Source organism: Citrobacter sp. HN-141, assembly GCF_033341895.1.
Classification (GTDB): Bacteria; Pseudomonadota; Gammaproteobacteria; order Enterobacterales; family Enterobacteriaceae; genus Citrobacter.
In genome coordinates, this window is sequence record NZ_JAWPBF010000010.1 from 139,338 (window position 1) to 165,131 (window position 25,794).

At 53.7% G+C, this 25,794-nt stretch carries 24 protein-coding genes; 12 read left to right on the forward strand and 12 right to left on the reverse strand.

Annotated elements, in window-relative coordinates; translation table 11 throughout:
- Window positions 1-195 precede the first annotated feature (195 nt).
- A complete protein-coding gene (gene metK, locus RYZ59_RS14140) occupies window positions 196-1,350 on the reverse strand; it encodes a methionine adenosyltransferase (RefSeq protein ID WP_137382623.1) in 1,155 nt (384 codons plus the stop codon).
- 540 nt (window positions 1,351-1,890) lie between these two features.
- Here metK and RYZ59_RS14145 point away from each other — a divergent pair.
- From RYZ59_RS14145 to speB, 4 genes are all read left to right on the forward strand, one after another.
- Window positions 1,891-2,028 (forward strand): hypothetical protein, encoded by a 138-nt coding sequence (locus RYZ59_RS14145; RefSeq protein WP_269149342.1) that lies wholly within the window; start codon window positions 1,891-1,893, stop codon window positions 2,026-2,028.
- Window positions 2,029-2,119: 91 nt separating this feature from the next.
- Window positions 2,120-2,251 carry an acid stress response protein YqgB gene (gene yqgB, locus RYZ59_RS14150; protein ID WP_003027062.1) on the forward strand — a complete coding sequence of 44 codons (132 nt, stop codon included), beginning with the start codon at window positions 2,120-2,122 and terminating at the stop codon, window positions 2,249-2,251.
- Between the two features lie 8 nt (window positions 2,252-2,259).
- On the forward strand, window positions 2,260-4,236 hold the full coding sequence (gene speA / locus RYZ59_RS14155) for a biosynthetic arginine decarboxylase (RefSeq protein WP_318048595.1): 1,977 nt from the start codon (window positions 2,260-2,262) through the stop codon (window positions 4,234-4,236).
- Between the two features lie 237 nt (window positions 4,237-4,473).
- Window positions 4,474-5,394, forward strand: coding sequence for an agmatinase (speB, locus tag RYZ59_RS14160; protein WP_318048593.1), 921 nt, complete (start codon window positions 4,474-4,476; stop codon window positions 5,392-5,394).
- Between the two features lie 95 nt (window positions 5,395-5,489).
- On the opposite strand, the gene RYZ59_RS14165 is transcribed toward speB, so the two are convergent.
- A complete protein-coding gene (locus tag RYZ59_RS14165) occupies window positions 5,490-6,248 on the reverse strand; it encodes a M48 family metallopeptidase (protein WP_318048592.1) in 759 nt (252 codons plus the stop codon).
- Window positions 6,249-6,527: 279 nt separating this feature from the next.
- On the opposite strand from RYZ59_RS14165, the gene tkt reads away from it, so the two are divergent.
- Window positions 6,528-8,519 (forward strand): transketolase, encoded by a 1,992-nt coding sequence (gene tkt, locus RYZ59_RS14170; RefSeq protein ID WP_318048591.1) that lies wholly within the window; start codon window positions 6,528-6,530, stop codon window positions 8,517-8,519.
- A gap of 51 nt (window positions 8,520-8,570) precedes the next feature.
- Here the strand turns inward: tkt and RYZ59_RS14175 are convergent, their stop codons facing one another.
- The 5 genes from RYZ59_RS14175 to RYZ59_RS14195 are packed head-to-tail and all read right to left on the reverse strand — an operon-like array spanning window position 8,571 to window position 11,625.
- Window positions 8,571-9,230 (reverse strand): ABC transporter ATP-binding protein, encoded by a 660-nt coding sequence (locus RYZ59_RS14175; RefSeq protein ID WP_318048590.1) that lies wholly within the window; start codon window positions 9,228-9,230, stop codon window positions 8,571-8,573.
- A complete protein-coding gene (locus RYZ59_RS14180) occupies window positions 9,224-9,901 on the reverse strand; it encodes an energy-coupling factor ABC transporter ATP-binding protein (RefSeq protein WP_318048589.1) in 678 nt (225 codons plus the stop codon). Before RYZ59_RS14180 ends, RYZ59_RS14175 begins: the two co-directional genes overlap by 7 nt.
- A complete protein-coding gene (locus RYZ59_RS14185; RefSeq protein WP_318048587.1) occupies window positions 9,889-10,596 on the reverse strand; it encodes an energy-coupling factor transporter transmembrane component T in 708 nt (235 codons plus the stop codon). The genes RYZ59_RS14180 and RYZ59_RS14185 overlap by 13 nt, the downstream gene beginning before the upstream one ends.
- A complete protein-coding gene (locus RYZ59_RS14190; RefSeq protein ID WP_137382632.1) occupies window positions 10,597-11,175 on the reverse strand; it encodes an ECF transporter S component in 579 nt (192 codons plus the stop codon).
- 24 nt (window positions 11,176-11,199) lie between these two features.
- Window positions 11,200-11,625, reverse strand: coding sequence for a PPC domain-containing DNA-binding protein (locus RYZ59_RS14195; RefSeq protein WP_318048585.1), 426 nt, complete (start codon window positions 11,623-11,625; stop codon window positions 11,200-11,202).
- Window positions 11,626-11,999: 374 nt separating this feature from the next.
- Here RYZ59_RS14195 and epd point away from each other — a divergent pair, with 374 nt between their 5' ends.
- The 7 genes from epd to srsR all read left to right on the forward strand — a co-directional run bounded on the left by epd (window position 12,000) and on the right by srsR (window position 19,141).
- Window positions 12,000-13,019: an erythrose-4-phosphate dehydrogenase gene (gene epd, locus RYZ59_RS14200; protein ID WP_137399006.1), complete on the forward strand. Its 1,020-nt coding sequence runs from the start codon at window positions 12,000-12,002 to the stop codon at window positions 13,017-13,019.
- Window positions 13,020-13,067: 48 nt separating this feature from the next.
- A complete protein-coding gene (gene pgk / locus RYZ59_RS14205; RefSeq protein ID WP_003027032.1) occupies window positions 13,068-14,231 on the forward strand; it encodes a phosphoglycerate kinase in 1,164 nt (387 codons plus the stop codon).
- Window positions 14,232-14,328: 97 nt separating this feature from the next.
- Entirely contained in the window at window positions 14,329-15,408 is a 1,080-nt protein-coding gene (gene fbaA, locus RYZ59_RS14210) for a class II fructose-bisphosphate aldolase (RefSeq protein ID WP_135324390.1), read from the forward strand.
- 191 nt (window positions 15,409-15,599) lie between these two features.
- Window positions 15,600-16,460 carry a small-conductance mechanosensitive channel MscS gene (locus RYZ59_RS14215; RefSeq protein WP_137382635.1) on the forward strand — a complete coding sequence of 287 codons (861 nt, stop codon included), beginning with the start codon at window positions 15,600-15,602 and terminating at the stop codon, window positions 16,458-16,460.
- A 190-nt stretch (window positions 16,461-16,650) separates the two neighbouring features.
- Window positions 16,651-17,286, forward strand: coding sequence for an arginine exporter ArgO (gene argO / locus RYZ59_RS14220; RefSeq protein WP_032940461.1), 636 nt, complete (start codon window positions 16,651-16,653; stop codon window positions 17,284-17,286).
- Window positions 17,287-17,376: 90 nt separating this feature from the next.
- A complete protein-coding gene (locus tag RYZ59_RS14225; protein WP_137382637.1) occupies window positions 17,377-18,123 on the forward strand; it encodes an oxidative stress defense protein in 747 nt (248 codons plus the stop codon).
- A gap of 121 nt (window positions 18,124-18,244) precedes the next feature.
- Entirely contained in the window at window positions 18,245-19,141 is an 897-nt protein-coding gene (srsR, locus tag RYZ59_RS14230) for a LysR family transcriptional regulator SrsR (protein ID WP_202037809.1), read from the forward strand.
- Here srsR and RYZ59_RS14235 read toward each other — a convergent pair.
- From RYZ59_RS14235 to argP, 5 genes are all read right to left on the reverse strand, one after another.
- Window positions 19,138-20,604, reverse strand: coding sequence for an acetyl-CoA hydrolase/transferase family protein (locus tag RYZ59_RS14235; RefSeq protein WP_318048582.1), 1,467 nt, complete (start codon window positions 20,602-20,604; stop codon window positions 19,138-19,140). The two genes, srsR and RYZ59_RS14235, sit on opposite strands and share 4 nt — an antisense overlap.
- Before the next feature lie 25 nt (window positions 20,605-20,629).
- Window positions 20,630-21,415: a methylmalonyl-CoA decarboxylase gene (scpB, locus tag RYZ59_RS14240; RefSeq protein ID WP_202037811.1), complete on the reverse strand. Its 786-nt coding sequence runs from the start codon at window positions 21,413-21,415 to the stop codon at window positions 20,630-20,632.
- 10 nt (window positions 21,416-21,425) lie between these two features.
- Window positions 21,426-22,421, reverse strand: a complete 996-nt coding sequence (gene meaB, locus RYZ59_RS14245) for a methylmalonyl Co-A mutase-associated GTPase MeaB (RefSeq protein WP_318048581.1) — start codon at window positions 22,419-22,421, stop codon at window positions 21,426-21,428.
- Window positions 22,414-24,558 carry a methylmalonyl-CoA mutase gene (gene scpA / locus RYZ59_RS14250; RefSeq protein ID WP_318048580.1) on the reverse strand — a complete coding sequence of 715 codons (2,145 nt, stop codon included), beginning with the start codon at window positions 24,556-24,558 and terminating at the stop codon, window positions 22,414-22,416. The genes meaB and scpA overlap by 8 nt, the downstream gene beginning before the upstream one ends.
- 233 nt (window positions 24,559-24,791) lie before the next feature.
- On the reverse strand, window positions 24,792-25,685 hold the full coding sequence (gene argP / locus RYZ59_RS14255) for a DNA-binding transcriptional regulator ArgP (RefSeq protein ID WP_137382643.1): 894 nt from the start codon (window positions 25,683-25,685) through the stop codon (window positions 24,792-24,794).
- Between the last annotated feature and the right edge of the window lie 109 nt (window positions 25,686-25,794).

Sequence of the window (25,794 nt, forward strand, 5' to 3'; positions counted from 1 at the left end):
GTAACAGTGATGAAAGTGTGCTGGCTAAGATATGTTAATTCAAGGTAGAGGGAAATGTGGCGTGATGTAATCGCTTTCATTTTCATTTAAAACAATAGCGATCAGCGCGATTTAGTGATGGATGTGGGAGAGAAAATGGGTATAAAAAAAGACCAGCGCGAGGCTGGTCTTCATAAGCGTTAAGTCTGTTTTAAATTACTTCAGACCGGCAGCGTCGCGCAGCAACTGTGCCTTGTCGGTTTTTTCCCATGGGAAATGTTCACGACCAAAGTGACCGTAAGCTGCGGTTTCTTTGTAGATCGGGTGCAGTAGATCCAGCATCTGAATCAGACCGTATGGACGCAGGTCGAAGAACTCACGCACCAGAAGGGTCAGCTGCTCTGAAGGCACTTTTTCGGTACCAAAGGTTTCAACCATGATAGAGGTCGGTTCGGCTACACCGATAGCGTAGGAAACCTGAATCTCACAACGGTCTGCCAGGCCTGCAGCGACGATATTTTTCGCCACATAACGTGCAGCGTAGGCCGCAGAACGGTCAACTTTAGACGGATCTTTACCGGAGAATGCACCGCCACCGTGACGCGCCATGCCGCCGTAGGTATCAACGATGATTTTACGACCGGTCAGACCGCAGTCGCCCATCGGGCCGCCGATCACAAAACGACCCGTTGGGTTGATAAAGAATTTGGTCGCAGCGGTCAGCCATTCGGTCGGCAGTACCGGCTTGATGATCTCTTCCATAACGGCTTCTTGCAGCGATTTCTGGTCGATATCTTCAGAGTGCTGAGTAGACAGAACCACGGCATCAATACCGACGATTTTGCCGTCGTCATACTGGAAGGTTACCTGGCTTTTTGCATCCGGACGCAGCCAGGATAAGGTGCCGTTTTTACGCACTTCAGCCTGACGCTGCACCAGACGGTGAGCATAGGTAATAGGTGCTGGCATCAGCACGTCGGTTTCGTTGGTTGCATAACCAAACATCAGGCCCTGGTCGCCTGCGCCCTGTTCCAGCGGATCGGCACGGTCAACACCCTGGTTGATGTCCGGAGACTGTTTACCAATCGCGCTCAGTACCGCACAAGAGTTGGCGTCAAAGCCCATGTCGGAATGCACATAGCCAATTTCGCGAACCGTGTTACGGGTGATCTCTTCGATATCAACCCATGCGCTGGTGGTGATCTCACCGCCAACTAAAACCATTCCGGTCTTGACGTAGGTTTCGCAGGCAACGCGTGCTTTCGGATCCTGCTCAAGGATTGCATCCAGCACGGCATCAGAGATTTGGTCAGCGATTTTGTCAGGATGCCCTTCTGATACGGACTCGGACGTAAAAAGGTGTTTTGCCATATTTAATTTCACCTAAGGAGAATTTGGTTAGCTCAAACTGTCGAGTGGAATAGCCATGTGTAGAAGATTCTACCATGAGTCTGCAGATGACGGACACTGGCAGTCTGAGTGTTAATCGGTATAGATGGATTAACATCTGGACGGCTATTTTAGGACAGTTCTTCGCCTGATTTCCAGCTTTTTTTGATTGAGGTCGCATTGTACTGAAAATGTAACTGGAAATTTTTCCTGACGGTGCTGGCAATGTGCATATTTATCTTTTGCATTTTGACTATGTTATCGGTATAAAACGCGGCGCGCGGCTCATATCCGTCATACTTCAAGTTGCATGTGCGTTGGCTCCTCGCTCGCCCCAGTCACTTACTCATGTAAGCTCCCGGGGACTCTCTGCGTTGCCGCCTTCCCGCAACTCGAATTATTTAGGATAGACAAAAAGCACACGACGTTTTCATCGTGTTGCCACTTCCAGCCGGGTTAACACTTTAGCTTTGGCTTGTGGGTTCGTTCCGTAAGGAGCAACCGTGGAGGTGATACGAGATAATGAACCGTTGTATTCTGCTGAATCTGTCGCACCGTTCTGGTGTACATATGTCCCCCGCAATCTGCATCTTGCATACCTGCCGATGTTATACCCATCTCGGCGCTTCTCAGGACTCAAGAGCCGGTAACGGCCACTAAGAACTGAACAAGGGCGCTCTTGGTAAACAAGAGTTTTCTCGTGGTTTCGCCGAACCGTCAGCATTAAGTTCGGTTACGTGTTTACATTGATATGAAAAAGAAACCGGTCGCACAGTCGGAGCGTCAGCACTATCTGCTGCAAATTCTGCCTGTATTTGGGTTGTTATCGCGTCTTCGGATTGCGATAGTAGTCAACTGTTTTACACTTGTTAATAAAATTTGAGGTTCGCTATGTCTGACGACATTTCTTTGGGTTCGCCTTCGTCAGCAGGCGAACACGGTGTACTACGCTCCATGCAGGAGGTTGCAATGAGTTCCCAGGAAGCCAGCAAGATGCTGCGTACATACAATATTGCCTGGTGGGGTAATAATTATTACGACGTCAATGAATTAGGCCACATTAGCGTGTGCCCGGACCCTGACGTCCCAGAAGCGCGTGTCGATCTCGCCGAACTGGTAAAAGCCCGTGAAGCACAGGGGCAACGCCTGCCTGCGCTGTTTTGCTTCCCGCAGATCCTGCAGCATCGTCTGCGCTCGATTAACGCGGCGTTCAAACGTGCACGTGAATCATACGGCTACAACGGCGACTACTTCCTGGTTTACCCGATCAAAGTAAACCAGCATCGCCGTGTTATTGAATCGCTGATCCACTCTGGCGAACCGTTAGGTCTGGAAGCGGGTTCGAAAGCGGAACTGATGGCGGTGCTGGCGCACGCGGGGATGACCCGTAGCGTGATCGTGTGTAACGGCTATAAAGACCGCGAATACATTCGCCTGGCGCTGGTCGGTGAGAAGATGGGCCACAAGGTCTATCTGGTTATCGAGAAGATGTCTGAAATCGCCATCGTGCTGGAAGAAGCCGAGCGCCTGAACGTCGTGCCACGCCTCGGTGTTCGTGCGCGTCTGGCCTCCCAGGGGTCCGGTAAATGGCAGTCTTCCGGCGGCGAGAAATCCAAGTTTGGCCTGGCGGCAAACCAGGTGCTGCAACTGGTGGAAATTCTGCGCGAGCGCGGTCGTCTGGACAGCATTCAACTGCTGCACTTCCACCTTGGTTCGCAGATGGCGAACATTCGCGATATCGCTACCGGTGTACGTGAATCAGCCCGTTTCTACGTTGAACTGCATAAACTGGGCGTCAATATCCAGTGCTTCGATGTGGGGGGGGGGCTGGGCGTGGACTATGAAGGTACCCGCTCGCAGTCCGACTGCTCTGTGAACTACGGCCTGAACGAATACGCCAACAATATTATCTGGGCGATTGGCGATGCCTGTGAAGAACATGGCTTGCCGCACCCGACGGTGATCACCGAATCTGGACGTGCTGTTACTGCACATCATACCGTACTGGTGTCGAACATTATCGGCGTTGAGCGTAGCGAACACACCGAAGCCACACCGCCGGCTGAAGATGCTCCGCGCGCCCTGCAAAGTATGTGGGAAACGTGGCAGGAGATGCACGAGCCGGGAACTCGTCGTTCGCTGCGTGAATGGCTACACGACAGCCAGATGGATCTGCACGATATTCACGTTGGCTACTCTTCAGGTACTTTTAGCCTGCAGGAACGCGCATGGGCTGAACAGCTCTATCTGAATATGTGTCACGAAGTGCAGAAACAGCTCGACCCGAGCAACCGCGCGCATCGTCCGATTATCGACGAGCTGCAGGAGCGTATGGCGGATAAGATTTACGTCAACTTCTCTCTGTTCCAGTCGATGCCGGATGCGTGGGGTATCGATCAGCTGTTCCCGGTGATGCCGCTGGAAGGGTTGAACCAGGCCCCTGAACGCCGGGCGGTACTGCTGGACATTACCTGTGACTCCGATGGTGCTATCGACCACTACGTCGACGGCGACGGAATTGCCACCACCATGCCGATGCCGGAATACGATCCGGAGAATCCGCCGATGCTGGGCTTCTTTATGGTGGGGGCGTATCAGGAGATCCTCGGTAACATGCACAACCTGTTCGGTGATACCGAAGCGGTTGACGTGTTCGTCTTCCCTGACGGTAGTGTCGAAGTTGAGTTGTCTGACGAGGGCGATACCGTGGCAGACATGCTGCAGTACGTGCAGCTTGATCCGAATACCCTGCTGACACAGTTCCGTGATCAGGTGAAAAACACCGATCTGGACGCGGAGTTGCAGCAACAGTTCCTCGAAGAGTTTGAGGCAGGGCTGTACGGATATACCTATCTCGAAGACGAGTAACGGTAAATGTTCGTTGGTGTTGCGCTTACCGGACCGACGAAAGTAGGCCGGATAAGGTGCAACCGCCATCCGGCAGTCAGATGTAGAGAGGGCGGCATTTACGGCGCTCACTTGAATCCGTACAAATTAACGGCGATAATTCGCCCATACAAGTAGTCACGTAAATCAATCCCTTCCTCGTCGGGCTTAACGACGCGGAGGGGATTTTTTTTCACCGATTTTATAAGAGGTCAGTACATGAGCACCTTAGGTCATCAATACGACAACTCCCTGGTTTCTAACGCCTTTGGTTTTTTGCGTCTGCCGATGAACTTCATGCCATACGATAGCGATGCCGACTGGGTAATCACCGGCGTACCGTTTGATATGGCAACATCTGGTCGTGCGGGCGGGCGTCATGGTCCGGCGGCGATCCGTCAGGTTTCCACTAACCTGGCCTGGGAACACAACCGTTTCCCGTGGAATTTCGATATGCGCGAACGTTTGAACGTCGTGGACTGCGGCGATCTGGTTTATGCGTTTGGCGATGCCCGTGAAATGAGCGAAAAGCTGCAGGCGCATGCTGAGAAGCTGCTTGCTGCTGGTAAGCGCATGCTCTCTTTTGGTGGTGACCACTTCGTCACGCTACCGCTGCTGCGTGCTCACGCGAAGCACTTTGGCAAAATGGCGCTGGTGCACTTTGATGCGCATACCGACACCTACGCTAACGGCTGCGAATTCGACCACGGCACCATGTTCTACACTGCGCCGAACGAAGGTCTGATCGATCCGAATCACTCTGTGCAGATTGGTATTCGTACCGAATTCGACAAAGACAACGGCTTTACCGTGCTGGATGCCTGCCAGGTGAACGATCGCAGCGTAGATGACATCATCGCCCAGGTTAAGCAGATTGTCGGTGATATGCCGGTGTATCTGACCTTTGATATCGACTGTCTGGATCCTGCGTTTGCCCCAGGTACCGGTACGCCGGTGATCGGCGGCCTGACTTCCGATCGTGCAATCAAACTGGTACGTGGTATGAAAGATCTGAATATCGTCGGCATGGACGTTGTAGAAGTCGCGCCTGCTTACGATCAGTCAGAGATCACCGCGCTGGCCGCGGCAACGTTAGCGCTGGAGATGCTGTATATCCAGGCGGCCAAAAAAGGCGAATAAGTTGTTTTTGCCGGATGGCGCTGCGCTTATCCGGCCTACAAGTATCAACCCGCTGTAGGCCGGAAAGGCAAAGCCGCATCCGGCACGATTAACGGTTATTTGATCCCGTCCGCGCTCATGCGATCGCGAATATGTTGCGCACGTTCTGCGGATGCCGGGTGATCGTCAAACATTGAGCTTTGACGTCCTGCCTCCAGTTTTGCCAGTTTCTCAAAGCTGGTGGCTAAACCCGCCGGGTTGATGCCGCGCTTGCGCAACAAATCATACGAGTAATCATCCGCTTCGGATTCCTGGCGTTGAGAGAACTGTGAATTCACCAGTTTCTCGCCAAGATCGCCCAGTTGTGACTGCGACAGGCTGCCGACGATGCCGCCCGCAGATGCCGCTGCAGCACGCACGGCGTTGGTGCCTAGCGCAACCTGCATACCTTTTTTCACGTGACCCAGCGCAACGTGGCCCATTTCATGGCCGATCACCGCTTCGACTTCGTTGTCAGTCATCATATCCATCAGGCCGCTGTACACACGGATACAGCCGTTTGCCATGGCAAAGGCATTCACATCTTTCGCCATATAGACTTTGTAGTTCACTGGCTGACCGTTAATGTTGTCGCCAAGCGCAGTGGCGATTTTGCTAAGACGCGTCGCATATTCGCTGCTGGCCGGGGCGATGGTAGCTTTGCTGTCCATATCCTTACAGGCCTGATCGCTGAGCGCTTTCACCTGAGCATCGCTCAGGCTGTAGGCCTGAAACGCCTCTGCGCCAGAAGAAAGCAGTCCATTGGAGTCCATATTCTGGCAACCGGTCAATGCCGTCGCCATGCTCATAGCAAGCAGTAAAGCGCGAATTTTCATGTTTTCTCTTCCGCACAAAGTCAGGATTATTCTAAAAATTGCGTCGTTTGCAGGTAAACCGACGCTCAGTCTAAGTATAAAGAAAAGAACAATAAGCGGGCGAGTAGATTGCGCAACATGCGCGCATGATCCAGAGATTTCTGAAACAGTAAAAGGATGCTCCATGTACATGACACGCGGCTTGGGTTACATTGTTGGCACTTTTTTCCGGCGTAGCCCAAAACGCGCTGTCGTCAAGTCGTTAAGGGCACGGCCTTCATTATCCGATCTGGAGTCAAAATGTCCTCACGTAAAGAGCTTGCCAATGCTATTCGTGCGCTGAGCATGGACGCAGTACAGAAAGCCAAATCCGGTCACCCGGGTGCCCCGATGGGTATGGCTGACATTGCCGAAGTCCTGTGGCGTGATTTCCTGAACCACAACCCGACTAACCCGTCCTGGGCTGACCGTGACCGCTTCGTGCTGTCCAACGGCCACGGCTCCATGCTGATTTATAGTCTGCTGCACCTCACCGGCTACGATCTGCCGATGTCCGAGCTGCAGAACTTCCGTCAGCTGCACTCCAAAACCCCGGGACACCCGGAAGTCGGTTATACCGCAGGTGTGGAAACCACGACGGGTCCTCTGGGTCAGGGTATTGCGAATGCAGTGGGTATGGCTATTGCTGAAAAAACGCTGGCGGCGCAGTTTAACCGTCCGGGCCACGACATTGTTAACCACTTCACCTATGCGTTCATGGGCGACGGCTGCATGATGGAAGGTATCTCTCACGAGGTATGCTCCCTGGCCGGTACGCTGAAGCTGGGCAAACTGGTTGCGTTCTACGATGACAACGGCATCTCTATCGATGGCCACGTTGAAGGCTGGTTCACCGATGACACCGCCAAACGCTTTGAAGCTTACGGCTGGCACGTGGTGCGTGGCGTTGATGGCCACGATGCTGACGCGATTAAGCGCGCCGTTGAAGAAGCCCGTGCGGTTACCGATAAACCGTCCCTGCTGATGTGCAAAACCATCATCGGTTTCGGTTCCCCGAACAAAGCCGGCACCCATGACTCTCACGGTGCGCCGCTGGGCGATGCTGAGATCGCACTGACCCGCGAACAGCTTGGCTGGAAATACGCGCCGTTTGAAATCCCGTCTGAAATCTACGCGCAGTGGGATGCAAAAGAAGCCGGTCAGGCGAAAGAAGCGGCATGGAACGAGAAGTTCGCTGCTTATGCCAAAGCCTTCCCGCAGGAAGCCGCTGAATTCACCCGTCGTATGAAAGGCGAAATGCCGTCTGATTTCGACGCAAAAGCGAACGAATTCATTGCTAAACTGCAGGCGAACCCGTCCAAAATCGCCAGCCGTAAAGCATCCCAGAACGCGATTGAAGCATTTGGTCCGTTGCTGCCTGAATTCCTTGGTGGCTCTGCCGACCTGGCGCCATCAAACCTGACTATCTGGTCTGGCTCTAAAGCGATTAACGAAGATGCTGCCGGTAACTACATCCATTACGGTGTACGTGAATTCGGTATGACCGCTATCGCCAACGGTATCTCCCTGCACGGTGGTTTCCTGCCGTACACCTCTACCTTCCTGATGTTCGTAGAATATGCCCGTAACGCGGTGCGTATGGCTGCGCTGATGAAACAGCGTCAGGTGATGGTCTACACCCACGACTCCATCGGTCTGGGCGAAGATGGCCCGACTCACCAGCCGGTAGAGCAGGTTGCTTCTCTGCGTGTGACCCCGAACATGAGCACATGGCGTCCGTGTGACCAGGTTGAATCCGCCGTGGCGTGGAAATACGGTGTTGAGCGTCAGGACGGCCCGACCGCGCTGATCCTCTCCCGTCAGAACCTGGCGCAGCAGGAACGTACTGCAGAACAGCTGGCGAACATCGCTCGCGGCGGCTACGTGCTGAAAGACTGTGCCGGTCAGCCGGAACTGATCTTCATCGCGACCGGCTCTGAAGTTGAGCTGGCGGTGGCTGCATGGGACAAACTGACTGCTGAAGGCGTGAAAGCGCGCGTGGTCTCCATGCCGTCTACTGATGCTTTCGATAAGCAGGATGCGGCTTACCGCGAATCCGTACTGCCAAAAGCGGTCTCTGCGCGTGTGGCAATTGAAGCCGGTATCGCTGACTACTGGTTCAAATACGTGGGTCTGAATGGCGCAATCGTCGGGATGACCACCTTCGGTGAGTCTGCACCGGCAGAACTGCTGTTTGAAGAGTTCGGCTTTACCGTCGACAACGTCGTCGCGAAAGCAAAAGAACTGCTGTAATTACGGTTACAGATGAAAACGGGTCGCTCAGGCGGCCCGTTTTTTTGCTTATCAGAGCCGTTCAGGGTGCAGTTGCCCGGACTCAAGCCGCACCATGCGGGAAAAGTGGCGCTGTGTAAACGCCGGATCATGACTTATCGCGACGACGCTGGTTCCTCGTGCGCGACACACCGCAAGCCAATTTTCGAATACGCCCAGCCAGTGTGCGTCAAAATCCCGGCTGGGTTCATCAAGCAGCAAAATGGCGGGTGCAATAGCCTCCAGACTGGCAACAGCGACCATGCGGCGCTGCGCGGTATGCAAATCCAGTGGATGGGCATCGGCAACCTCTTCTAACTGGCAGAGTTGCAGTGCGGCTGCAGTGCGTTGCGCAACTTCTGTTGCAGGGCGTTTCTGCAATCGCAATCCAAAAGCCACTTCCTCTGCCACCTTGCTGTGAAAGAGTTGATTTTCAGCTTCCTGAAACAGGACGCCGAGCGATTGAGCACGCTCCCGGTTTTTCAGTTGCGCAATTGGACGGCTCTGCAGGGTGATTGTGCCGGACGACGGGGACAGTAGTCCGGCCATGACGCGCAGCAATGTGGATTTTCCGGCACCATTATCGCCCGTTAAGGCCAGCCATTCCCCTTCTCTGAGTTCAAGCGAGATAGTGCATAAGCAGTCATCGGCGGCGTTCGGCCAGCGATAGCTGACCTGGTTGAGCGTTAGCATAATGGCGAGAGTGCTCCGTCGTGCAGTCGCCACGCCTGCTGGCAGTAGCTAAGGAAAGGGGAATGATTGCGCTCGAACAACACAATCAATGCTTGATGTTCCTGTGCCCATTGCTGCAGTCGCTCCAGTAGCATCGTAGTTGCCTGTGCCGTCAGGCGGCTGAACGCTTCATCGAGAATCAATATCTTCGGCAGCATGGCGAGTGCACTGGCAATCACCACCCGCTGGGTTTCGCCGCCGGAAAGCGATCCGGGATGGCGATGACGTAGTGGCTGACATGCTGTCAGTGTGAGGGCTGCGTCAATTCGACGCATAATTTCAGCCTCGTCCAGACAGAGGTTTTCCGGGCCAAATGCCACTTCCTCCTCAACGCTAAAAGTACAACCGGACAGTTGCAGATAAGGTGATTGTTGTACGAGTTGGATGGTGCATGATTGTTCGACGAGCGACAATTGTCCTACAGGATTGCCCAGCAGTGTTCCTTTACCTTCGATCTTCCCGGGAAGAAAATCGGGGTACCAGCCTGCTATCAGTTGTGCCAGCGTACTTTTCCCGCTGCCATTATCGCCAAAGATAGCCACCATACCGGGGTCAGCGTAGTGGAAATTGAAGAGGGCGGGCGGACGTGTGGCATGCGCCGGAAGATAGCAAAACTGTTCTAACGTAACCATATCCAGACTCCTGTTTCGACCACCATCAGTACGACCATGGCGTAGCGTGCCAGGCGCTGGACGGTGCTGTCTGGCGGTGCCCACAGCGTGGTACGTGTACGATGCAGGCGAAACCCCCGCATATCCAACGCCGCACCGCGTACAACCAGATCGTTGAGCGCATTATGGGTAAGAGGCACAATCAATGCGGGCATGGCACGTAAACGTTGGTGCCAGCCCTCATCCAACGGCACGCCGCGTGCGCGCTGGGCTTCATGAATAATCGCTAACTGATGTTTTAGCTGTTCGACGACCAGTAATGGCCCTGCAAACAGGTAGGCCACACCTGGCGGCAGACGGGAAGCAAACAGGGCGCGCATAAATCGTGAGACCGGAACGTACTGCATCCACAGTTGTGACGTGGATACGATGGCCAGGATCCGTAGCCAGAGCGTAATGGCATTTGCCCAACGCTCGGGTTCGCGCGGTTGCCCACCGATCCATTCGGTAAGCCATCCGCCATGTACCAGCCACAGCCCCAGGCCGAAGGGGATCACCAGCCAGACGACATACTTCGCCCGCGGTCGTGTCGCCTTCATACACAGCAAGCAGAGAAAGGTTGCTGTGCTGTACAGGCTAAGTGGTACTCCTGCTGGTAACAGGAGTGTGGTGCAGGCGGCGAGCGCCCACAGCGCTAATGACGTAAACGGGTGCATTTAGCGCACAGCAGACATCGTTGGGAAATGGCGAGTCGTGCGTAGCGGAAGCTGACGCAGCAGTACCCAGACGATCACCGCCGTCAGAATTTTATCGACCAGATTCGCGCCGAGAACCGTGATAGCAACAGATTCAACCAGGTTCTGGCCGACAGAATGCATCCAGGCGACAAATAAATCAGCACCGCTGCCGGTGACGCCACCAAACAACGTGGTGCGGATAGGCACGGCAACAAGCGTGACGGCCAGGGTGATGATCACGCCGCTGACGACCACTTTGGGTAAGGTGCGAAACCAGCCAGCCCGCGCCAGCCAACCAGCAACCAGGCCGATAACCATCGCTACGGGAGCGAAGGCGGCTGCAATTGGATCGGTCAGCAGTCCCCACAGCAGGTTCGTGAGCAAGCCGGTCAACATCCCCACAACCGGGCCTAACAGTACCGCGCTAATTAAGGTGCCAATGGAGTCGAGAAAAATGGGCAATTTCAACATACTGATAAGCTGCCCCCCGACCATGTTGATAGCGATAGCAATGACAATCAGTACCAGAGACTGGCTGGAAAATTGGCGACGCGCCATAGAAGACCTCTTTTAAGTGAAGCGTTAGCGGGATGAAATAACCAGTTCGTCATAACCGGAAACGGCGCAGGGTTGACGACTAAATGCCAGACTTGTTAGCTCGCCAATGACCAGTTCCAGCGTGGTGCGCACGGTGCAGCCTGCCATCATGTGGCCCCCCAGCATGGCGCCTTGTGGATCGGACACCGCAAGATGGAGGTGTTCGCCAGTAAGTTCCAGCGTGCCGTTCAGGGCGATGACTTCCCAGGTACCGGTGAGTAATGTGGTTTCTTCACGCCCGGCGTAGCGTAACGCGACGTTGGTCAGGCTTCCGGTACAACCTGCTATCCATGCCGCCTGCAACTGGTGTTGTTGGACAAAAGCATGTAGCTGAGAAAAGACTTCCTGACCGGGTAACAAACGCAGCGCATGAAAGCGAGCTTCAGATGATTGAGGATTGAATGTAGCCATTATTGAGGGACTCCGAGACTCGGACGTAGCGCTGATAATATAGACGCAGGTTAGGGAGCTTTCTGATATAAATCAGGATTTGTGACACGGCAACGAAATAATCTTGCTACGCTTATTCGCAATTCTGGAATATGGAATAAATTTAGCCGTGAAGGGTCTTAAAATGTGACGCAGGTCAGATAACTGTGTTCTGTTGCTGGACAATCATTCCTTTTATTCCTTGTTTCGCTTATTCTAGCTGAAGCGTTTCAGTCGATTAAATGTTCGACAATTAATCAATTAGTCGCAGTTTGCGACAGGTAAGGTTTCCCTGAGCGGTTTGCTGCATTACTCTGTCAACCACATCGTTTCTGAGAAATCCTTGCAGGAGACCTATGACCGTACGCGTAGCGATTAATGGTTTCGGTCGCATCGGACGTAACGTGGTTCGTGCTTTGTATGAATCCGGGCGTCGGGCGGAAATCACCGTGGTGGCTATCAACGAACTGGCGGATGCCGCAGGCATGGCGCATTTGTTGAAATATGACACCAGCCATGGGCGTTTTGCCTGGGATGTTCGTCAGGAACGTGACCAGCTCATCGTTGGCGATGACGCGATTCGCATTCTGCATGAGCGAACCCTTGATGCGCTTCCGTGGCGTGAATTGGGCGTCGACGTTGTGCTGGACTGCACCGGTGTCTTCGGCAACCGCGAACACGGCGAGGCGCACATTGCCGCTGGTGCTAAAAAAGTGCTCTTTTCACATCCTGGTAGTCCCGACATCGACGCAACCGTTGTGTTTGGCGTTAACCAGGATCAGCTGCGCGCTGAGCACCGGATCGTCTCCAACGCCTCCTGCACCACGAATTGTATAATTCCCGTCATTAAATTGCTGGATGATGCTTACGGCATCGAGTCTGGTACCGTCACGACGATCCACTCCGCGATGCACGATCAGCAGGTTATTGATGCCTATCATCCCGACCTGCGTCGCACGCGAGCGGCTAGCCAGTCGATCATCCCGGTTGATACCAAACTGGCGGCAGGTATCACACGAATTTTTCCGCAATTTAACGATCGTTTTGAAGCGATTGCGGTACGTGTACCGACCATTAATGTGACGGCGATCGACTTAAGCGTGACGGTGAAAAAACCGGTAAAAGCCAGTGAAGTCAACCAGTTGCTGCAAAAAGCAGCACAAGGTGCATTTCATGGTATAGTTGACTATACGGAATTACCGTTGGTCTCTGTAGATTTTAACCACGACCCGCACAGCGCCATCGTTGATGGTACGCAAACGCGCGTGAGTGGCGCTCACCTGATCAAGACCCTGGTCTGGTGCGATAATGAATGGGGCTTTGCTAACCGTATGCTCGACACAACGTTAGCGATGGCTGCTATTGGTTTCAGGTAAGGCGCGTGAGCGCTTGCAAAACTTTAAGAATCAACGAGAGGATTCACCATGTCTGTAATTAAGATGACCGATCTGGATCTTGCTGGTAAACGTGTTTTTATCCGTGCGGATCTGAACGTACCAGTTAAAGAAGGGAAAGTAACCAGCGATGCGCGTATCCGTGCTTCCCTGCCAACCATCGAACTGGCCCTGAAACAGGGTGCTAAAGTGATGGTAACTTCCCACCTGGGTCGTCCTACCGAAGGCGAGTACAACGAAGAATTCTCTCTGCTGCCGGTTGTTAACTACCTGAAAGACAAACTGTCTGCTCCGGTTCGCCTGGTAAAAGATTACCTGGACGGCGTTGAAGTCGCTGCCGGTGAACTGGTGGTTCTGGAAAACGTTCGCTTCAACAAAGGCGAGAAGAAAGACGACGAAGCGCTGTCCAAAAAATATGCCGCACTGTGCGACGTATTCGTCATGGACGCTTTCGGCACGGCCCACCGCGCACAGGCTTCCACTCATGGTATCGGTAAATTCGCTGATGTAGCGTGTGCGGGTCCGCTGTTGGCAGCTGAGCTGGATGCACTGGGTAAAGCGCTGAAAGAACCTGCTCGTCCGATGGTTGCCATTGTTGGTGGTTCTAAAGTTTCTACCAAACTGACCGTTCTGGATTCTCTGTCAAAAATCGCTGACCAGCTGATCGTTGGCGGTGGTATCGCGAACACCTTCGTTGCCGCTCAAGGCCACAACGTGGGTAAATCCCTGTATGAAGCTGACCTGGTTGACGAAGCTAAGCGTCTGCTGACCACTTGCGACATCCCGGTCCCGACCGACGTCCGCGTAGCGACTGAATTCTCTGAAACTGCACCGGCTACGCTGAAATCCGTTAGCGATGTGAAAGAAGACGAGCAGATTCTGGATATCGGCGACGCTTCTGCACAGCAGCTGGCTGACATCCTGAAGAATGCGAAAACCATTCTGTGGAACGGCCCGGTTGGCGTGTTCGAATTCCCGAACTTCCGCAAAGGTACTGAAATCGTGGCTAACGCGATCGCAGACAGCGAAGCGTTCTCTATCGCAGGCGGCGGTGACACCCTGGCAGCAATCGACCTGTTCGGTATTGCTGACAAAATCTCCTACATCTCTACTGGCGGCGGCGCATTCCTCGAATTCGTGGAAGGCAAAGTCCTGCCAGCAGTAGCGATGCTCGAAGAGCGCGCTAAGAAGTAATTCAGTTCAGGCGGGGTGACCCGCCTGTTTTTCAGCGCGCTTAAACGCTCGCGAACCTTCTTCAACGGTCGAAGATACAGATACAGGACTACGTAACATGTCTAAAATTTTTGATTTCGTAAAACCGGGCGTCATCACTGGCGACGACGTTCAGAAAGTTTTCCAGGTAGCTAAAGAAAACAACTTTGCTCTGCCAGCTGTTAACTGCGTTGGTACCGACTCCATTAACGCCGTTCTGGAAACCGCTGCAAAAGTTAAAGCGCCGGTAATCGTTCAGTTCTCCAACGGTGGTGCTTCTTTCATCGCGGGTAAAGGCGTGAAGTCCGACGTTCCTCAGGGCGCGGCAATCCTGGGTGCTATCTCTGGCGCACATCACGTTCACCAGATGGCTGAACACTATGGTGTTCCGGTTATCCTGCACACTGACCACTGCGCGAAGAAACTGCTGCCGTGGATCGACGGTCTGCTGGACGCAGGTGAAAAACACTTTGCAGCAACGGGCAAACCGCTGTTCTCTTCTCACATGATCGACCTGTCTGAAGAATCTTTGGAAGAGAACATCGAAATCTGCTCCAAATATCTGGCGCGTATGTCCAAAATGGGCATGACTCTGGAAATCGAACTGGGTTGCACCGGTGGTGAAGAAGACGGCGTGGACAACAGCCACATGGACGCTTCTGCCCTGTACACCCAACCAGAAGACGTTGATTACGCGTTCACTGAGCTGAGCAAAATCAGCCCGCGCTTCACCATCGCTGCTTCCTTCGGCAACGTACACGGCGTGTACAAGCCAGGCAACGTGGTTCTGACTCCGACCATCCTGCGTGATTCTCAGGACTATGTTTCTAAGAAACATAACCTGCCGCACAACAGCCTGAACTTCGTGTTCCACGGCGGTTCCGGTTCTACTGCTCAGGAAATCAAAGACTCCGTAAGCTACGGCGTAGTGAAAATGAACATCGATACCGATACCCAATGGGCTACCTGGGAAGGCGTTCTGAACTACTACAAAGCCAACGAAGCTTACCTGCAGGGTCAGCTGGGCAACCCGAAAGGCGAAGATCAGCCGAACAAGAAATACTACGATCCGCGCGTATGGCTGCGTGCTGGTCAGGCAACCATGATCACCCGTCTGGAACAGGCTTTCAAAGAACTGAACGCGGTTGACGTTCTGTAATTTACGCCGTTCTACATGACATGAGGCCCGCAAATGCGGGCCTTTTTTATTGCCATTTCAATGTGCTGTTTACAGAGAATTCTGTGATCTGTTTGGCAAAATTTGGGTTTATTGTTTACCCTTGTCAGGTTGCCCGCCCCGGTGGGGTGGCTTTATTTCTCCCGTTTGGGTAAGCAAAAAAGGAATAGTAAATGGAAGATTTGAATGTTGTCGACAGCATAAATGGTGCGGGCACCTGGCTGGTCCGCAACCAGGAACTGCTGTTGAGCTATGCCGTCAACATCGTTGCGGCTATCGCCATTGTTATTATCGGTATGATTGTGGCGCGTATCGTATCGAACACGGTTAACCGCCTGATGGTGGCGCGTAAGATTGATGCGACCGTAGCCGACTTCCTCTCTGCGCTGGTGCGCTATGGGATCATTGCGTTCACGCTAATTGCCGCCCTCGGGCGCGTTGGGGTGCAGACGGCTTCGGTGATTGCCGTTCTCGGTGCGGCAGGTTTAGCCGTTGGTCTGGCATTACAAGGTTCGTTGTCTAACCTTGCCGCAGGTGTGCTGCTGGTGATGTTCCGCCCGTTCCGTGCGAGTGAGTATGTTGACCTCGGCGGCGTAGCCGGAACCGTACTTAACGTGCAGATTTTCTCCACGACCATGCGTACCGTAGATGGCAAGATTGTGGTGATCCCCAACGGCAAAATCATCGCCGGGAATATCATCAACTTCTCTCGTGAACCGGTTCGCCGTAACGAATTTATTATCGGTGTAGCTTACGATTCCGATATCGATCAGGTGAAGAAAATCCTTACCGATATCATCCAGTCTGACGAGCGTATCCTGAAAGATCGAGAAATGACGGTGCGTCTGAATGAGCTAGGGGCTTCCTCCATTAACTTTGTGGTACGTGTCTGGAGTAACAGCGGCGACCTGCAAAGTGTCTACTGGGATGTGCTGGAGCGTATTAAACGCGAGTTTGACGCCAACGGTATCAGCTTCCCGTACCCGCAGATGGATGTGAACTTCAAGCGTGTGAAAGAGCGCGCGGCAGAGTAATCGCGTGCCCGGTGGCGCTTTCGCTTACCGGGCCGACAAAATCTCCAGGCCGGACAAGGCGCGATCCGCCATCCGGCATTTTCCCACCATGTATTAATTCCTCTTATCCCTGATTAATATTATCAATTTCCGCTAATGATTTTCCCGCGCTATAGTCTGCGCTTAAGAGAAATAGTTCGGGATAAATAACGTGATATCTTATTATTTTCAAGGTCTTGCGCTTGGCGCAGCCATGATCCTTCCACTTGGACCGCAGAACGCTTTTGTGATGAATCAGGGTATTCGTCGCCAGTATCACATCATGATTGCCTTACTTTGCGCTATCAGCGACTTAGTGCTGATCTGTGCCGGTATCTTTGGGGGGAGTGCCTTGTTGATGCAGTCGCCGTGGTTGATGGCGCTGGTGACCTGGGGCGGGGTGGCGTTTTTGCTCTGGTATGGCTTTGGAGCGTTAAAAACGGCGATGAGCAGTAACCTGGAGCTGGCTAGTGCCGAGGTGATGAAGCAGGGCCGCTGGAAAATCATCGCCACCATGCTGGCGGTGACCTGGCTAAACCCACATGTCTATTTGGATACTTTTGTGGTCCTGGGCAGCCTCGGCGGCCAACTGGACGTGGAACCTAAGCGCTGGTTTGCACTGGGAACCGTCAGCGCATCGTTCCTGTGGTTCTTTGGTCTGGCACTGCTGGCAGCCTGGCTGGCCCCGCGTCTGCGTACTGCTAAAGCCCAGCGCATTATCAATACGCTGGTGGGATTAGTGATGTGGTTTATCGCTTTTCAGCTGGCAAAAGAAGGTGTTGCGCACGTTCATGCGCTGTTCAACTAAGTGTTGTCTGATGGACAATGCGGCGAGATCGGCTAAGCTTGCCTGCATGCGCCCTGAGTTTAGGGGTATATGTAACATGGAGGAACGACAGTGAAGTTCAAAGTCATCGCCCTGGCGGCATTAGTCGGATTCAGCGCACTATCGGTACAGGCAAACGAATTGCCCAATGGACCACACATCGTGACTTCCGGAACGGCAAGCGTCGATGCGACACCTGATATTGCCACTCTGGCAATTGAAGTGAACGTAGCGGCGAAGGATGCAGCATCTGCGAAAAAGCAAGCCGACGAGCGTGTGGCGCAGTATCTTTCCTTCCTTGAGCAAAACCAGATAGCGAAGAAAGATATTAGCTCCGCCAATCTGCGTACACAGCCGGACTACGACTACCAGAATGGTAAAAGCGTACTGAAAGGCTACCGTGCGGTACGTACTGTTGAGGTTACGCTGCGTCAGTTGGATAAGCTGAACGCCCTGCTGGATGGCGCGCTGAAAGCGGGTCTGAATGAGATCCGCTCGGTATCGCTGGGTGTGGCTCAGCCAGATGCCTACAAAGACAAGGCGCGTAAAGCCGCAATTGATGATGCCATTCATCAGGCTGAGCAGCTGGCTGCGGGCTTTAATAGCAAACTTGGCCCGGTGTACAGTGTGCGCTACCACGTTTCCAATTATCAGCCGAGCCCGATGGTACGGATGATGAAGGCAGACGCGGCACCTGCTGCATCTGCTCAGGAAACCTACGAACAGCCGGTCATTCAGTTTGACGATCAGGTTGATGTGGTCTTCCAGATCGAACCCGCGGCGGGTCAGCCAGCAGCAGCGCCTGCCAAAACGCAGTAATCTTTTCAGACCCGGCTTATCCGCCGGGTTTTTTCTGTGAACAACTGTAAAAATGCGACCGCATCGCGAGTCTTTTTTTTGTCTTGATGAGGATATGCCGTAGTGATTTTATGAGGTGACTATGGATATTTTTATCTCGAAAAAGATGCGTAATTTCATTCTGCTGGCGCAAACGAATAACATCGCCAGAGCGGCAGAAAAAATACACATGACCGCATCGCCGTTTGGCAAAAGCATTGCTGCACTGGAAGATCAAATCGGCTATACGCTGTTTACCCGTAAAGATAACAACATCAGTCTGAACAAAGCCGGTCAGGAGCTGTATCAGAAATTATTTCCCGTCTATCAGCGGCTATCTGCTATTGATAACGAAATCCATAATGCCTCTCGTCGCTCGCGGGAAATCGTCATCGGCATCGACAATACCTATCCAACCATTATTTTTGACCAGCTGATTAGCCTTGGCGATAAGTACGATGGTATCAGCGCCCAGGCCGTCGAGTTCAGTGAAAATGGGGTGATTGATAATCTGTTCGACCGACAGCTTGATTTTATTATCTCGCCGCAGCGTGTGTCTCCCCGGGTGCAGGAGCTGGATAATCTGGCAGTAAGTGAATTACCGCCGTTACGCCTGGGGTTTCTGGTATCCCGGCGTTACGAAGAAAAACAGCCACAGGATTTGCTGCGTGAGCTGCCCTGGTTGCAGATGCGCTTCCAGAATCGCGCCAACTTTGAGGCGATGCTGGATGCTTACATGCGTCCCTGTGGGATCAATCCGACGATTATCTATCGCCCGTACAGCTTTATGGCCAAGATCAGCGCCGTGGAGCGGGGCCAGTTTCTGACGGTCATCCCGCATTTTGCCTGGCGACTGGTGAATCCTTCAACGTTGAAATATTTCGATGCCCCCGGCAGTCCAATGTACATGCAGGAGTTTCTGTATTCGCTGAAAAATCATCGCTACACCGCCACCATGCTGCAGCATATTGCTGAGGATCGTGACGGTACGGCAACTTAACCCAGCATGGAACCGGTCTCGAGAAGGTTGCGATGCAGATCGAAGGCATGACTGAGATCGTGATGAATATGCCCACCGGGCGCCTTTTCCAGATAGTGGTGCAGGTAGTCCCGGTACAGCGGATGAGCACAGTTGTCGATGATGGTATGTGCCCGTTGCAGAGGAGATAGCCCGCGCAGATCGGCAATGCCCTGTTCAGTGACGATCACTTTCACGCTATGCTCGCTGTGATCGACATGGCTGCACATCGGCACAATAGTGGATATTTTCCCGCCTTTGGCGATCGACGGGGCCATAAAAATCGACAGATAGGCGTTACGTTCGAAATCGCCGCTACCGCCAATACCGTTCATCAGATTGACCCCCGCGACATGCGTGGAGTTAGCATGGCCATAAATATCAAACTCCAGGCCGACATTAAGCGCAATCACCCCCAGACGACGGATAATCTCCGGATTGTTGGAGATCTCCTGCGGGCGCAACACAATCCGGCTGCTGAAGAAATCCATGTTGTTGTAGATCTTTTGCAGCGATGGGGCGGAAATGGTCAGGCTGGAGGCGCTGGCGCCGGTTACTTTCCCTGTTTCCAGCAGATGCACCACTGATTCCTGCAGCACCTCCGAATACATCATAAAGGGCGGAATATCCGGGTTTTCCCCCAGTCGCGCCATCACTGCGTTATTGATATTGCCCACGCCGCTCTGCAGGGGCAAAAACTCAGGTGGAATACGTTTGTGCGCCATTTCTGCCAGCAGGAAAGTGACTACGTTATCGGCAATTTGCTGGCTGACCGGATTGGTTTTATCTGACGCATCACCGGCATCTGGCAGCTCGGTATCCACTATCGCAACGACCTTTTTCGGGTCTACCTGCACGCACTGTGTCCCTACACGATCCATGGTATGAAAGATGGGTACGCTGTTCCGCCGTGGTGGTGCGCCTGGAATAACAATGTCGGCAAGCTCTGCCACACGCGGGTTATGATAGTGGTTCAGTTCGATTACCACTTTTTTTGCCCGCAGCAGCCAGGTTGGTGCATTGCCAATACCGCTGGAAAGCCAAATCCGGCCATCTGGCGCGATGGCGGAGGCTTCAATGACGGCAACATCGATCTCACCAAAAAAGCCGTAATTAACCATTTGCGCCACTTCGCTCAAATGGAGATCGACAAACCTCACCTGGCCCTGATTAATTTTCTCGCGCAGGCCCGGTGATGTTTGATAAGGCGCACGCCAGGAAACGGCATCCGCCGCGGATAGTACATCATCAGCGGCGGCGCCAATTGATGCTCCGGTCAGCAGGCGGATCTGAAAGGGCTGCCCGGCCCGATGCTGTTCGCAGGCGCGTCGGGCAAGCGCTGTCGGCAATGCTTTTGGTGAGCCTGCTGGTGTGAATCCACTAAATGCCACCATATCATCGTGTTGGATAATTTCTGCCGCTTCTTCAGCGCTCATCCGTTTCATGGCTCTCTCCTTTCTCTGACCGCAATTAGTGGCCGATAAAATTCGGTTTACGTTTTTCCATAAACGCATTCATCCCTTCCTGATAGTCCTCGCTGTCGTACACCGCGCGACGCATACCCTGGATACGTTCGAACTCGTCGGAATTCATAGTGTGTGCTTCACCCAGTACGCGCAGCTCTTCTTTGATAACGGCGATCGCCAGCGGCGCTTTTTCTGAGATGTGGTGCGCCATTTGCAAGGTGAAATCTTCTAGTTCGTCGACAGGGACGACATGGTTAAGTATCCCAACGGCCATGGCACGTTGTGCTGTAATGGGCGAGGCGGTAAAAATCAGCTCTTTCACGATATGAAAGCCAGCGTCACGGGTCAGGTTGTGGATGCCCACCAGGTTATAGGGCACACCAAGATTGACTGGCGTCATCGAAAAGGTGGACGTTTCAGCGGAGATAATCAGATCGGAGCTCATGATCATTTCAAATGCCCCTCCCCAGACGCTGCCTTCAACCATGGAGATCACGGGCTTCGGATATTTTTGGATCATGCGGGTTATCTGACGCAGCGGATCGTCATAGGAGAGGGGATCGCGACGTCCGGTTGGGAGTTCATGAATGTCATGCCCGGCAGAGAACACTTTTGCCCCGCTTGGTGCGCGTAGAATAATGCAGCGAATTTCCGGGCGATTGAGATCGCTCAGCGCCTGTATCAGATCGTCGATAAATACTTTACTCAGGGCATTGAGCTTGCGGGCATAGTTGAATTCAATGACCGCGACTTTCTGGATGATGACAACGTTGACGTATTGATAAGACATAATATTCTCTTTATTCAAAGTAATGATGCTGGATAAATTCGCTGATGTGCCGCAGCCCGGTGCGCGGCGAAAGATCATTGTTTTTCACGGACTGTAGCGTTTGCTGGAAATAGCGGTCGAAATCCGTACAGGCAAACAGCAGATGCAGCGCTTCTTCTTCAGCCTGTTTCTGTATCCACTCAACCGCCTGTTGTTGGCGCACTTTTTCCAGCCGACCGCTGGTGGTAAGACGCGTTATGAAGTCGGTTATCGTCTGCCAGATTTCCTCGATGCCACGCTTTTCCAGCGCACTACAGGTCAGAACCTGCGGCTGCCACTCGTCATACTTGCGGCGCAGAATGTGCAGGGCGGATTGATACATGTGGCGGGTAATGGCGACGTTGCTGCGGTTATCACCGTCATCTTTGTTGACAACGATCAGGTCAGCCATCTCCATCATCCCTTTCTTGATGCCCTGTAGATCGTCACCGCCACCGGCTATCTGCAACGAGATAAAGCAATCTACCATTCGGGCCACTTCGGTTTCGGACTGCCCGACGCCGACGGTTTCCACAATCACCACGTCAAAGCCCGCCGCTTCGCACAGCAGCATTAACTCACGCGCACGCTGGCTGGCTCCGCCTAAATGCCCGCCGGAAGGCACCGGGCGAATAAACGCAGATTCTGCGCGTGCCAGCTCGTTCATCCTGGTTTTATCACCCAGAATACTGCCGCCGCTAACCGGGCTGCTGGGATCGACTGCAATAACTGCTACCCGCAATCCGTGGCGGATCAACAGCATACCGAACGCTTCCAGAAAGGTGCTTTTGCCTGCACCCGGCGTACCGGTAATACCCAGACGTAAGGCATGACCGGTGAACGGCATAATGGCGTCCAGTAATTGCGTGCTCAGGGACTGGTGGCGCGGGTGGCTACTTTCGACCAGCGTCATCGCCTGCGCGAGCGTGGCGCGCTCACCCAGGCGCAGGCGCCGGACGGTATCCTCAAACGTGGCGGCGTTAATCATGATGTTGACTAATGCGGGTTAACACATCGCGGACGCTGTCGAGCATCGGCGTACCTGGGCCATAAATGGCAGCGACGCCACGTTCGTGCAGGAAGGCGTAATCCTGCGGCGGGATAACCCCTCCCGCGACCACGCAAATATCTTCGCGCCCCCAGTTTTTGAGCGCGGTGACCAGTTCCGGGATTAGCGTTTTATGACCTGCTGCCAGTGATGATGCGCCAATCACATGTACATCGTTTTCTACGGCCAGGCGGGCAATCTCTTCCGGTGTGGAGAACATCGGGCTGAGATCAACATCGAATCCGAGGTCGGAGTAGGCGCTGGCGATCACTTTTGCGCCGCGATCGTGGCCGTCCTGACCCATCTTGGCGATCAGAATACGGGGGCGACGACCATTCTCAGCCAGGAATTGTTCTGTTTGCGCAACGATAGCGTCAAACTCATCGGCGGATTTATCAGACTGGTGATAGCTTTGCGCAATCACGCCGGTAACGCACTGGCTGGGAACCAGATAGCGGTCAAAGGCAACCTCCAGCGCGTCGGAAATTTCACCCAGCGTGGCGCGAACGCGGGCGGCATTAATCGCCGCGGCCAACAGGTTTTCATTGTGCTGTGCGGCGTGGGTCAGCGCTGACAGTGCAGTTTGGACGGCATCATTGTCACGCGTAGCGCGGATATGCTGCAACGAAGCAATCTGCTCGTTACGCACCTTCACGTTGTCGATCTCCAGAACCGACGTCTCGTCTTCTTTATCCAGCTTGTACTTGTTCACGCCAACGATGACGCGCTTGCCCTGGTCGATCAGCGATTGTTCACGTGCCGAGGCTTCTTCGATCATCCGTTTCGGCAACCCGGCTTCGATCGCTTTCGCCATGCCGCCGACTTCATCGATCTGTTTGATGATCGTGCGTGCCTGTTTAACAATGTGATCGGTGAGCGACTCGACGTAATACGATCCGGCCAGCGGATCGACGGTGCGGCAGATCTCCGATTCTTCCTGAATAATGATCTGCGTATTGCGCGCAATGCGCGCGGAGAAATCAGTGGGCAGACCGAGCGCTTCATCAAAGGCGTTGGTATGCAAAGACTGCGTACCGCCGAGTGTGGCACCGAGTGCTTCGATGGTGGTGCGAATGACGTTGTTGTACGGGTCCTGCTCGGTCAGGCTCCAGCCGGATGTCTGACAGTGGGTTCGCAGAGCGAGAGATTTTGGGTTGGTCGCGCCAAAACTGCTGACCGCTTCGCTCCACAAATAACGCGCTGCGCGCAACATGGCGACGTTCATGAACAGATCCATGCCGATGCCGAAGAAGAACGACAGGCGCGGGGCAAAGTCATCAATTTTCAATCCTGCAGAGAGTGCAGCTTTGATGTACTCAATACCGTCAGCCAGCGTAAATGCCACCTGCTGCACGCAGTTCGCGCCAGCTTCGCCCATGTGGTAGCCGCTGATACTGATGGTGTTAAAGCGCGGCATGTTGCCAGAACACCAGGCGATGATGTCGGCGATAATGCGCATCGAAGGTTTTGGCGGATAAATGTAGGTGTTGCGACACAGGTATTCTTTCAGAATATCGTTCTGAATGGTCCCGGTGAGCTGTTCCGGCGTTACGCCTTGTTCTTCTGCAGCGACGATATAAAACGCCAGTACCGGCAGCACTGCGCCGTTCATGGTCATTGATACCGACATCTTATCCAGCGGGATCTGGTCGAACAGTACCTTCATATCTTCGACGGTATCGATCGCCACGCCCGCTTTGCCGACGTCACCCGCCACACGAGGGTTATCAGAGTCATAGCCACGGTGGGTGGCAAGATCAAACGCGACGGAGAGCCCTTTTTGTCCGGCAGCGAGGTTGCGGCGATAAAACGCATTCGACTCTTTAGCAGTTGAGAAACCGGCGTACTGGCGAATGGTCCACGGCTGCGCGGTATACATGGTGGCGCGCGGACCGCGCACATACGGCGGCAGGCCGGGGAGAGTACCGGTTACTTCCAGATTATCGAGATCAGCCTCGGTATACAGCGGCTTGATGGCAATCCCTTCCGCCGTCTGTCTTTCCAGAGATTCGACGGTTTTTTCCCGGCGACTGAGTTCTTTATTGGCGAGTGTCTGCCACTCCTGTACGTTTGCCATTTTTTGCTCCGTATTACGCAATAAGTTGAATCTTTACGAATACGGTGAGCTTTTCCCGTCAGCTTGTCGCCAGCAAAAAATAGCCAACAGGGCGTCGTTTTTTGCCGCATGGTGTGTTCGATTTTGTGATGTCTTTCAAAGACGTGGCATGAATAACATGAAAAAGCGGTAAGAGGAGGGGAGGCCGGATAAGGCGTTACACCGCCATCCGGCACTCAGAGGCTATAAACAGTTTAATCCTGGCGCAGCACGTTGTGACCGTAAGCCAGCAGAGCGTCGGTGACGTTGCGCATCATGCGGCTTTCCGGCGCAAAGCGATGCCAGTAGAGCATCCGGCGCTGGAACAGGCCCGGCGTTAAGTCGATAAGCTCGCCGCTTGCCAGTTCTTTCTCAATCTGTAAGTGTGGGATCATGCAGCAGGTGGTGCCCTGACGCGCCAACTGGACGAAGGCTTCAGACGAGTTAACGATGTGGCACGGTACGCTGCCCGGCGGCAAATCGAAGTTCTGCTGCAGGAAGGCCTGATGCATATCGTCGAGGTGGTCAAAAGCCACCGCTGGTGCTTTCAGCAGGGCGGAGCGGGTAACACCATTTGGGAAGTAGCGTTCGGCAAACGCTTTGGAGCCAACAAAAAGATAATCGAGCGCGCCGAGCTTATCCACCAGGCAGCTTGGCAGCGCCTGATGCTGAATACTCACTGCACCCACTACTTCACCTCGGCGCAGACGTTCCTGGGTCCGGGTTTCATCTTCAACCTGCAGGTTCAGACGAATCGGTGAATTGGCCAGTACCGGCGCCAGCGCCGGAAGCAACCAGGTTGCCAGGCTGTCGGCGTTCACCGCCAGCGAGAGCAGCAGCGGCGTGGACCCGGTTTGTTCATCACCCAGCCACTCATCTTCCAGCAGTTCAACCTGGCGCAACAGGGCCAGAAGCTTTTGTCCTTGTTCGGTAGGGCGCGGGGGGACGGTACGCACCAGCAACGGTTGTCCGAACATATTCTCAAGCTGTTTTATGCGCTGTGAAACCGCGGATTGCGTGATGCACAGCTTTTGCGCCGCGCGCTCAAATCCTCGTTCACGAATAACCGCATCCAGTGCTTGTAGTGTTCTGTAGTCCGGACGTTTCATTGCTTTGACGCACTCCTGAAATTTTTGCTTGTTCTGCACTATGACACAATTTTAGGTTGGGTAAAGACGAAATCCGCCGCCAGCTTGCGGGTGTGGGAACATTTTTCTG

What these genes read in the sequence shown, in the direction of transcription:
- metK (WP_137382623.1), bottom strand. Translation starts at nt 1,350, where the DNA reads ATGGCAAAACACCTTTTTACGTCCGAGTCCGTATCAGAAGGGCATCCT.
- RYZ59_RS14145 (WP_269149342.1), top strand. Translation starts at nt 1,891, where the DNA reads ATGAACCGTTGTATTCTGCTGAATCTGTCGCACCGTTCTGGTGTACAT.
- yqgB (WP_003027062.1), top strand. Translation starts at nt 2,120, where the DNA reads ATGAAAAAGAAACCGGTCGCACAGTCGGAGCGTCAGCACTATCTGCTG.
- speA (WP_318048595.1), top strand. Translation starts at nt 2,260, where the DNA reads ATGTCTGACGACATTTCTTTGGGTTCGCCTTCGTCAGCAGGCGAACAC.
- speB (WP_318048593.1), top strand. Translation starts at nt 4,474, where the DNA reads ATGAGCACCTTAGGTCATCAATACGACAACTCCCTGGTTTCTAACGCC.
- RYZ59_RS14165 (WP_318048592.1), bottom strand. Translation starts at nt 6,248, where the DNA reads ATGAAAATTCGCGCTTTACTGCTTGCTATGAGCATGGCGACGGCATTG.
- tkt (WP_318048591.1), top strand. Translation starts at nt 6,528, where the DNA reads ATGTCCTCACGTAAAGAGCTTGCCAATGCTATTCGTGCGCTGAGCATG.
- RYZ59_RS14175 (WP_318048590.1), bottom strand. Translation starts at nt 9,230, where the DNA reads ATGCTAACGCTCAACCAGGTCAGCTATCGCTGGCCGAACGCCGCCGAT.
- RYZ59_RS14180 (WP_318048589.1), bottom strand. Translation starts at nt 9,901, where the DNA reads ATGGTTACGTTAGAACAGTTTTGCTATCTTCCGGCGCATGCCACACGT.
- RYZ59_RS14185 (WP_318048587.1), bottom strand. Translation starts at nt 10,596, where the DNA reads ATGCACCCGTTTACGTCATTAGCGCTGTGGGCGCTCGCCGCCTGCACC.
- RYZ59_RS14190 (WP_137382632.1), bottom strand. Translation starts at nt 11,175, where the DNA reads ATGGCGCGTCGCCAATTTTCCAGCCAGTCTCTGGTACTGATTGTCATT.
- RYZ59_RS14195 (WP_318048585.1), bottom strand. Translation starts at nt 11,625, where the DNA reads ATGGCTACATTCAATCCTCAATCATCTGAAGCTCGCTTTCATGCGCTG.
- epd (WP_137399006.1), top strand. Translation starts at nt 12,000, where the DNA reads ATGACCGTACGCGTAGCGATTAATGGTTTCGGTCGCATCGGACGTAAC.
- pgk (WP_003027032.1), top strand. Translation starts at nt 13,068, where the DNA reads ATGTCTGTAATTAAGATGACCGATCTGGATCTTGCTGGTAAACGTGTT.
- fbaA (WP_135324390.1), top strand. Translation starts at nt 14,329, where the DNA reads ATGTCTAAAATTTTTGATTTCGTAAAACCGGGCGTCATCACTGGCGAC.
- RYZ59_RS14215 (WP_137382635.1), top strand. Translation starts at nt 15,600, where the DNA reads ATGGAAGATTTGAATGTTGTCGACAGCATAAATGGTGCGGGCACCTGG.
- srsR (WP_202037809.1), top strand. Translation starts at nt 18,245, where the DNA reads ATGGATATTTTTATCTCGAAAAAGATGCGTAATTTCATTCTGCTGGCG.
- RYZ59_RS14235 (WP_318048582.1), bottom strand. Translation starts at nt 20,604, where the DNA reads ATGAAACGGATGAGCGCTGAAGAAGCGGCAGAAATTATCCAACACGAT.
- scpB (WP_202037811.1), bottom strand. Translation starts at nt 21,415, where the DNA reads ATGTCTTATCAATACGTCAACGTTGTCATCATCCAGAAAGTCGCGGTC.
- meaB (WP_318048581.1), bottom strand. Translation starts at nt 22,421, where the DNA reads ATGATTAACGCCGCCACGTTTGAGGATACCGTCCGGCGCCTGCGCCTG.
- scpA (WP_318048580.1), bottom strand. Translation starts at nt 24,558, where the DNA reads ATGGCAAACGTACAGGAGTGGCAGACACTCGCCAATAAAGAACTCAGT.
- argP (WP_137382643.1), bottom strand. Translation starts at nt 25,685, where the DNA reads ATGAAACGTCCGGACTACAGAACACTACAAGCACTGGATGCGGTTATT.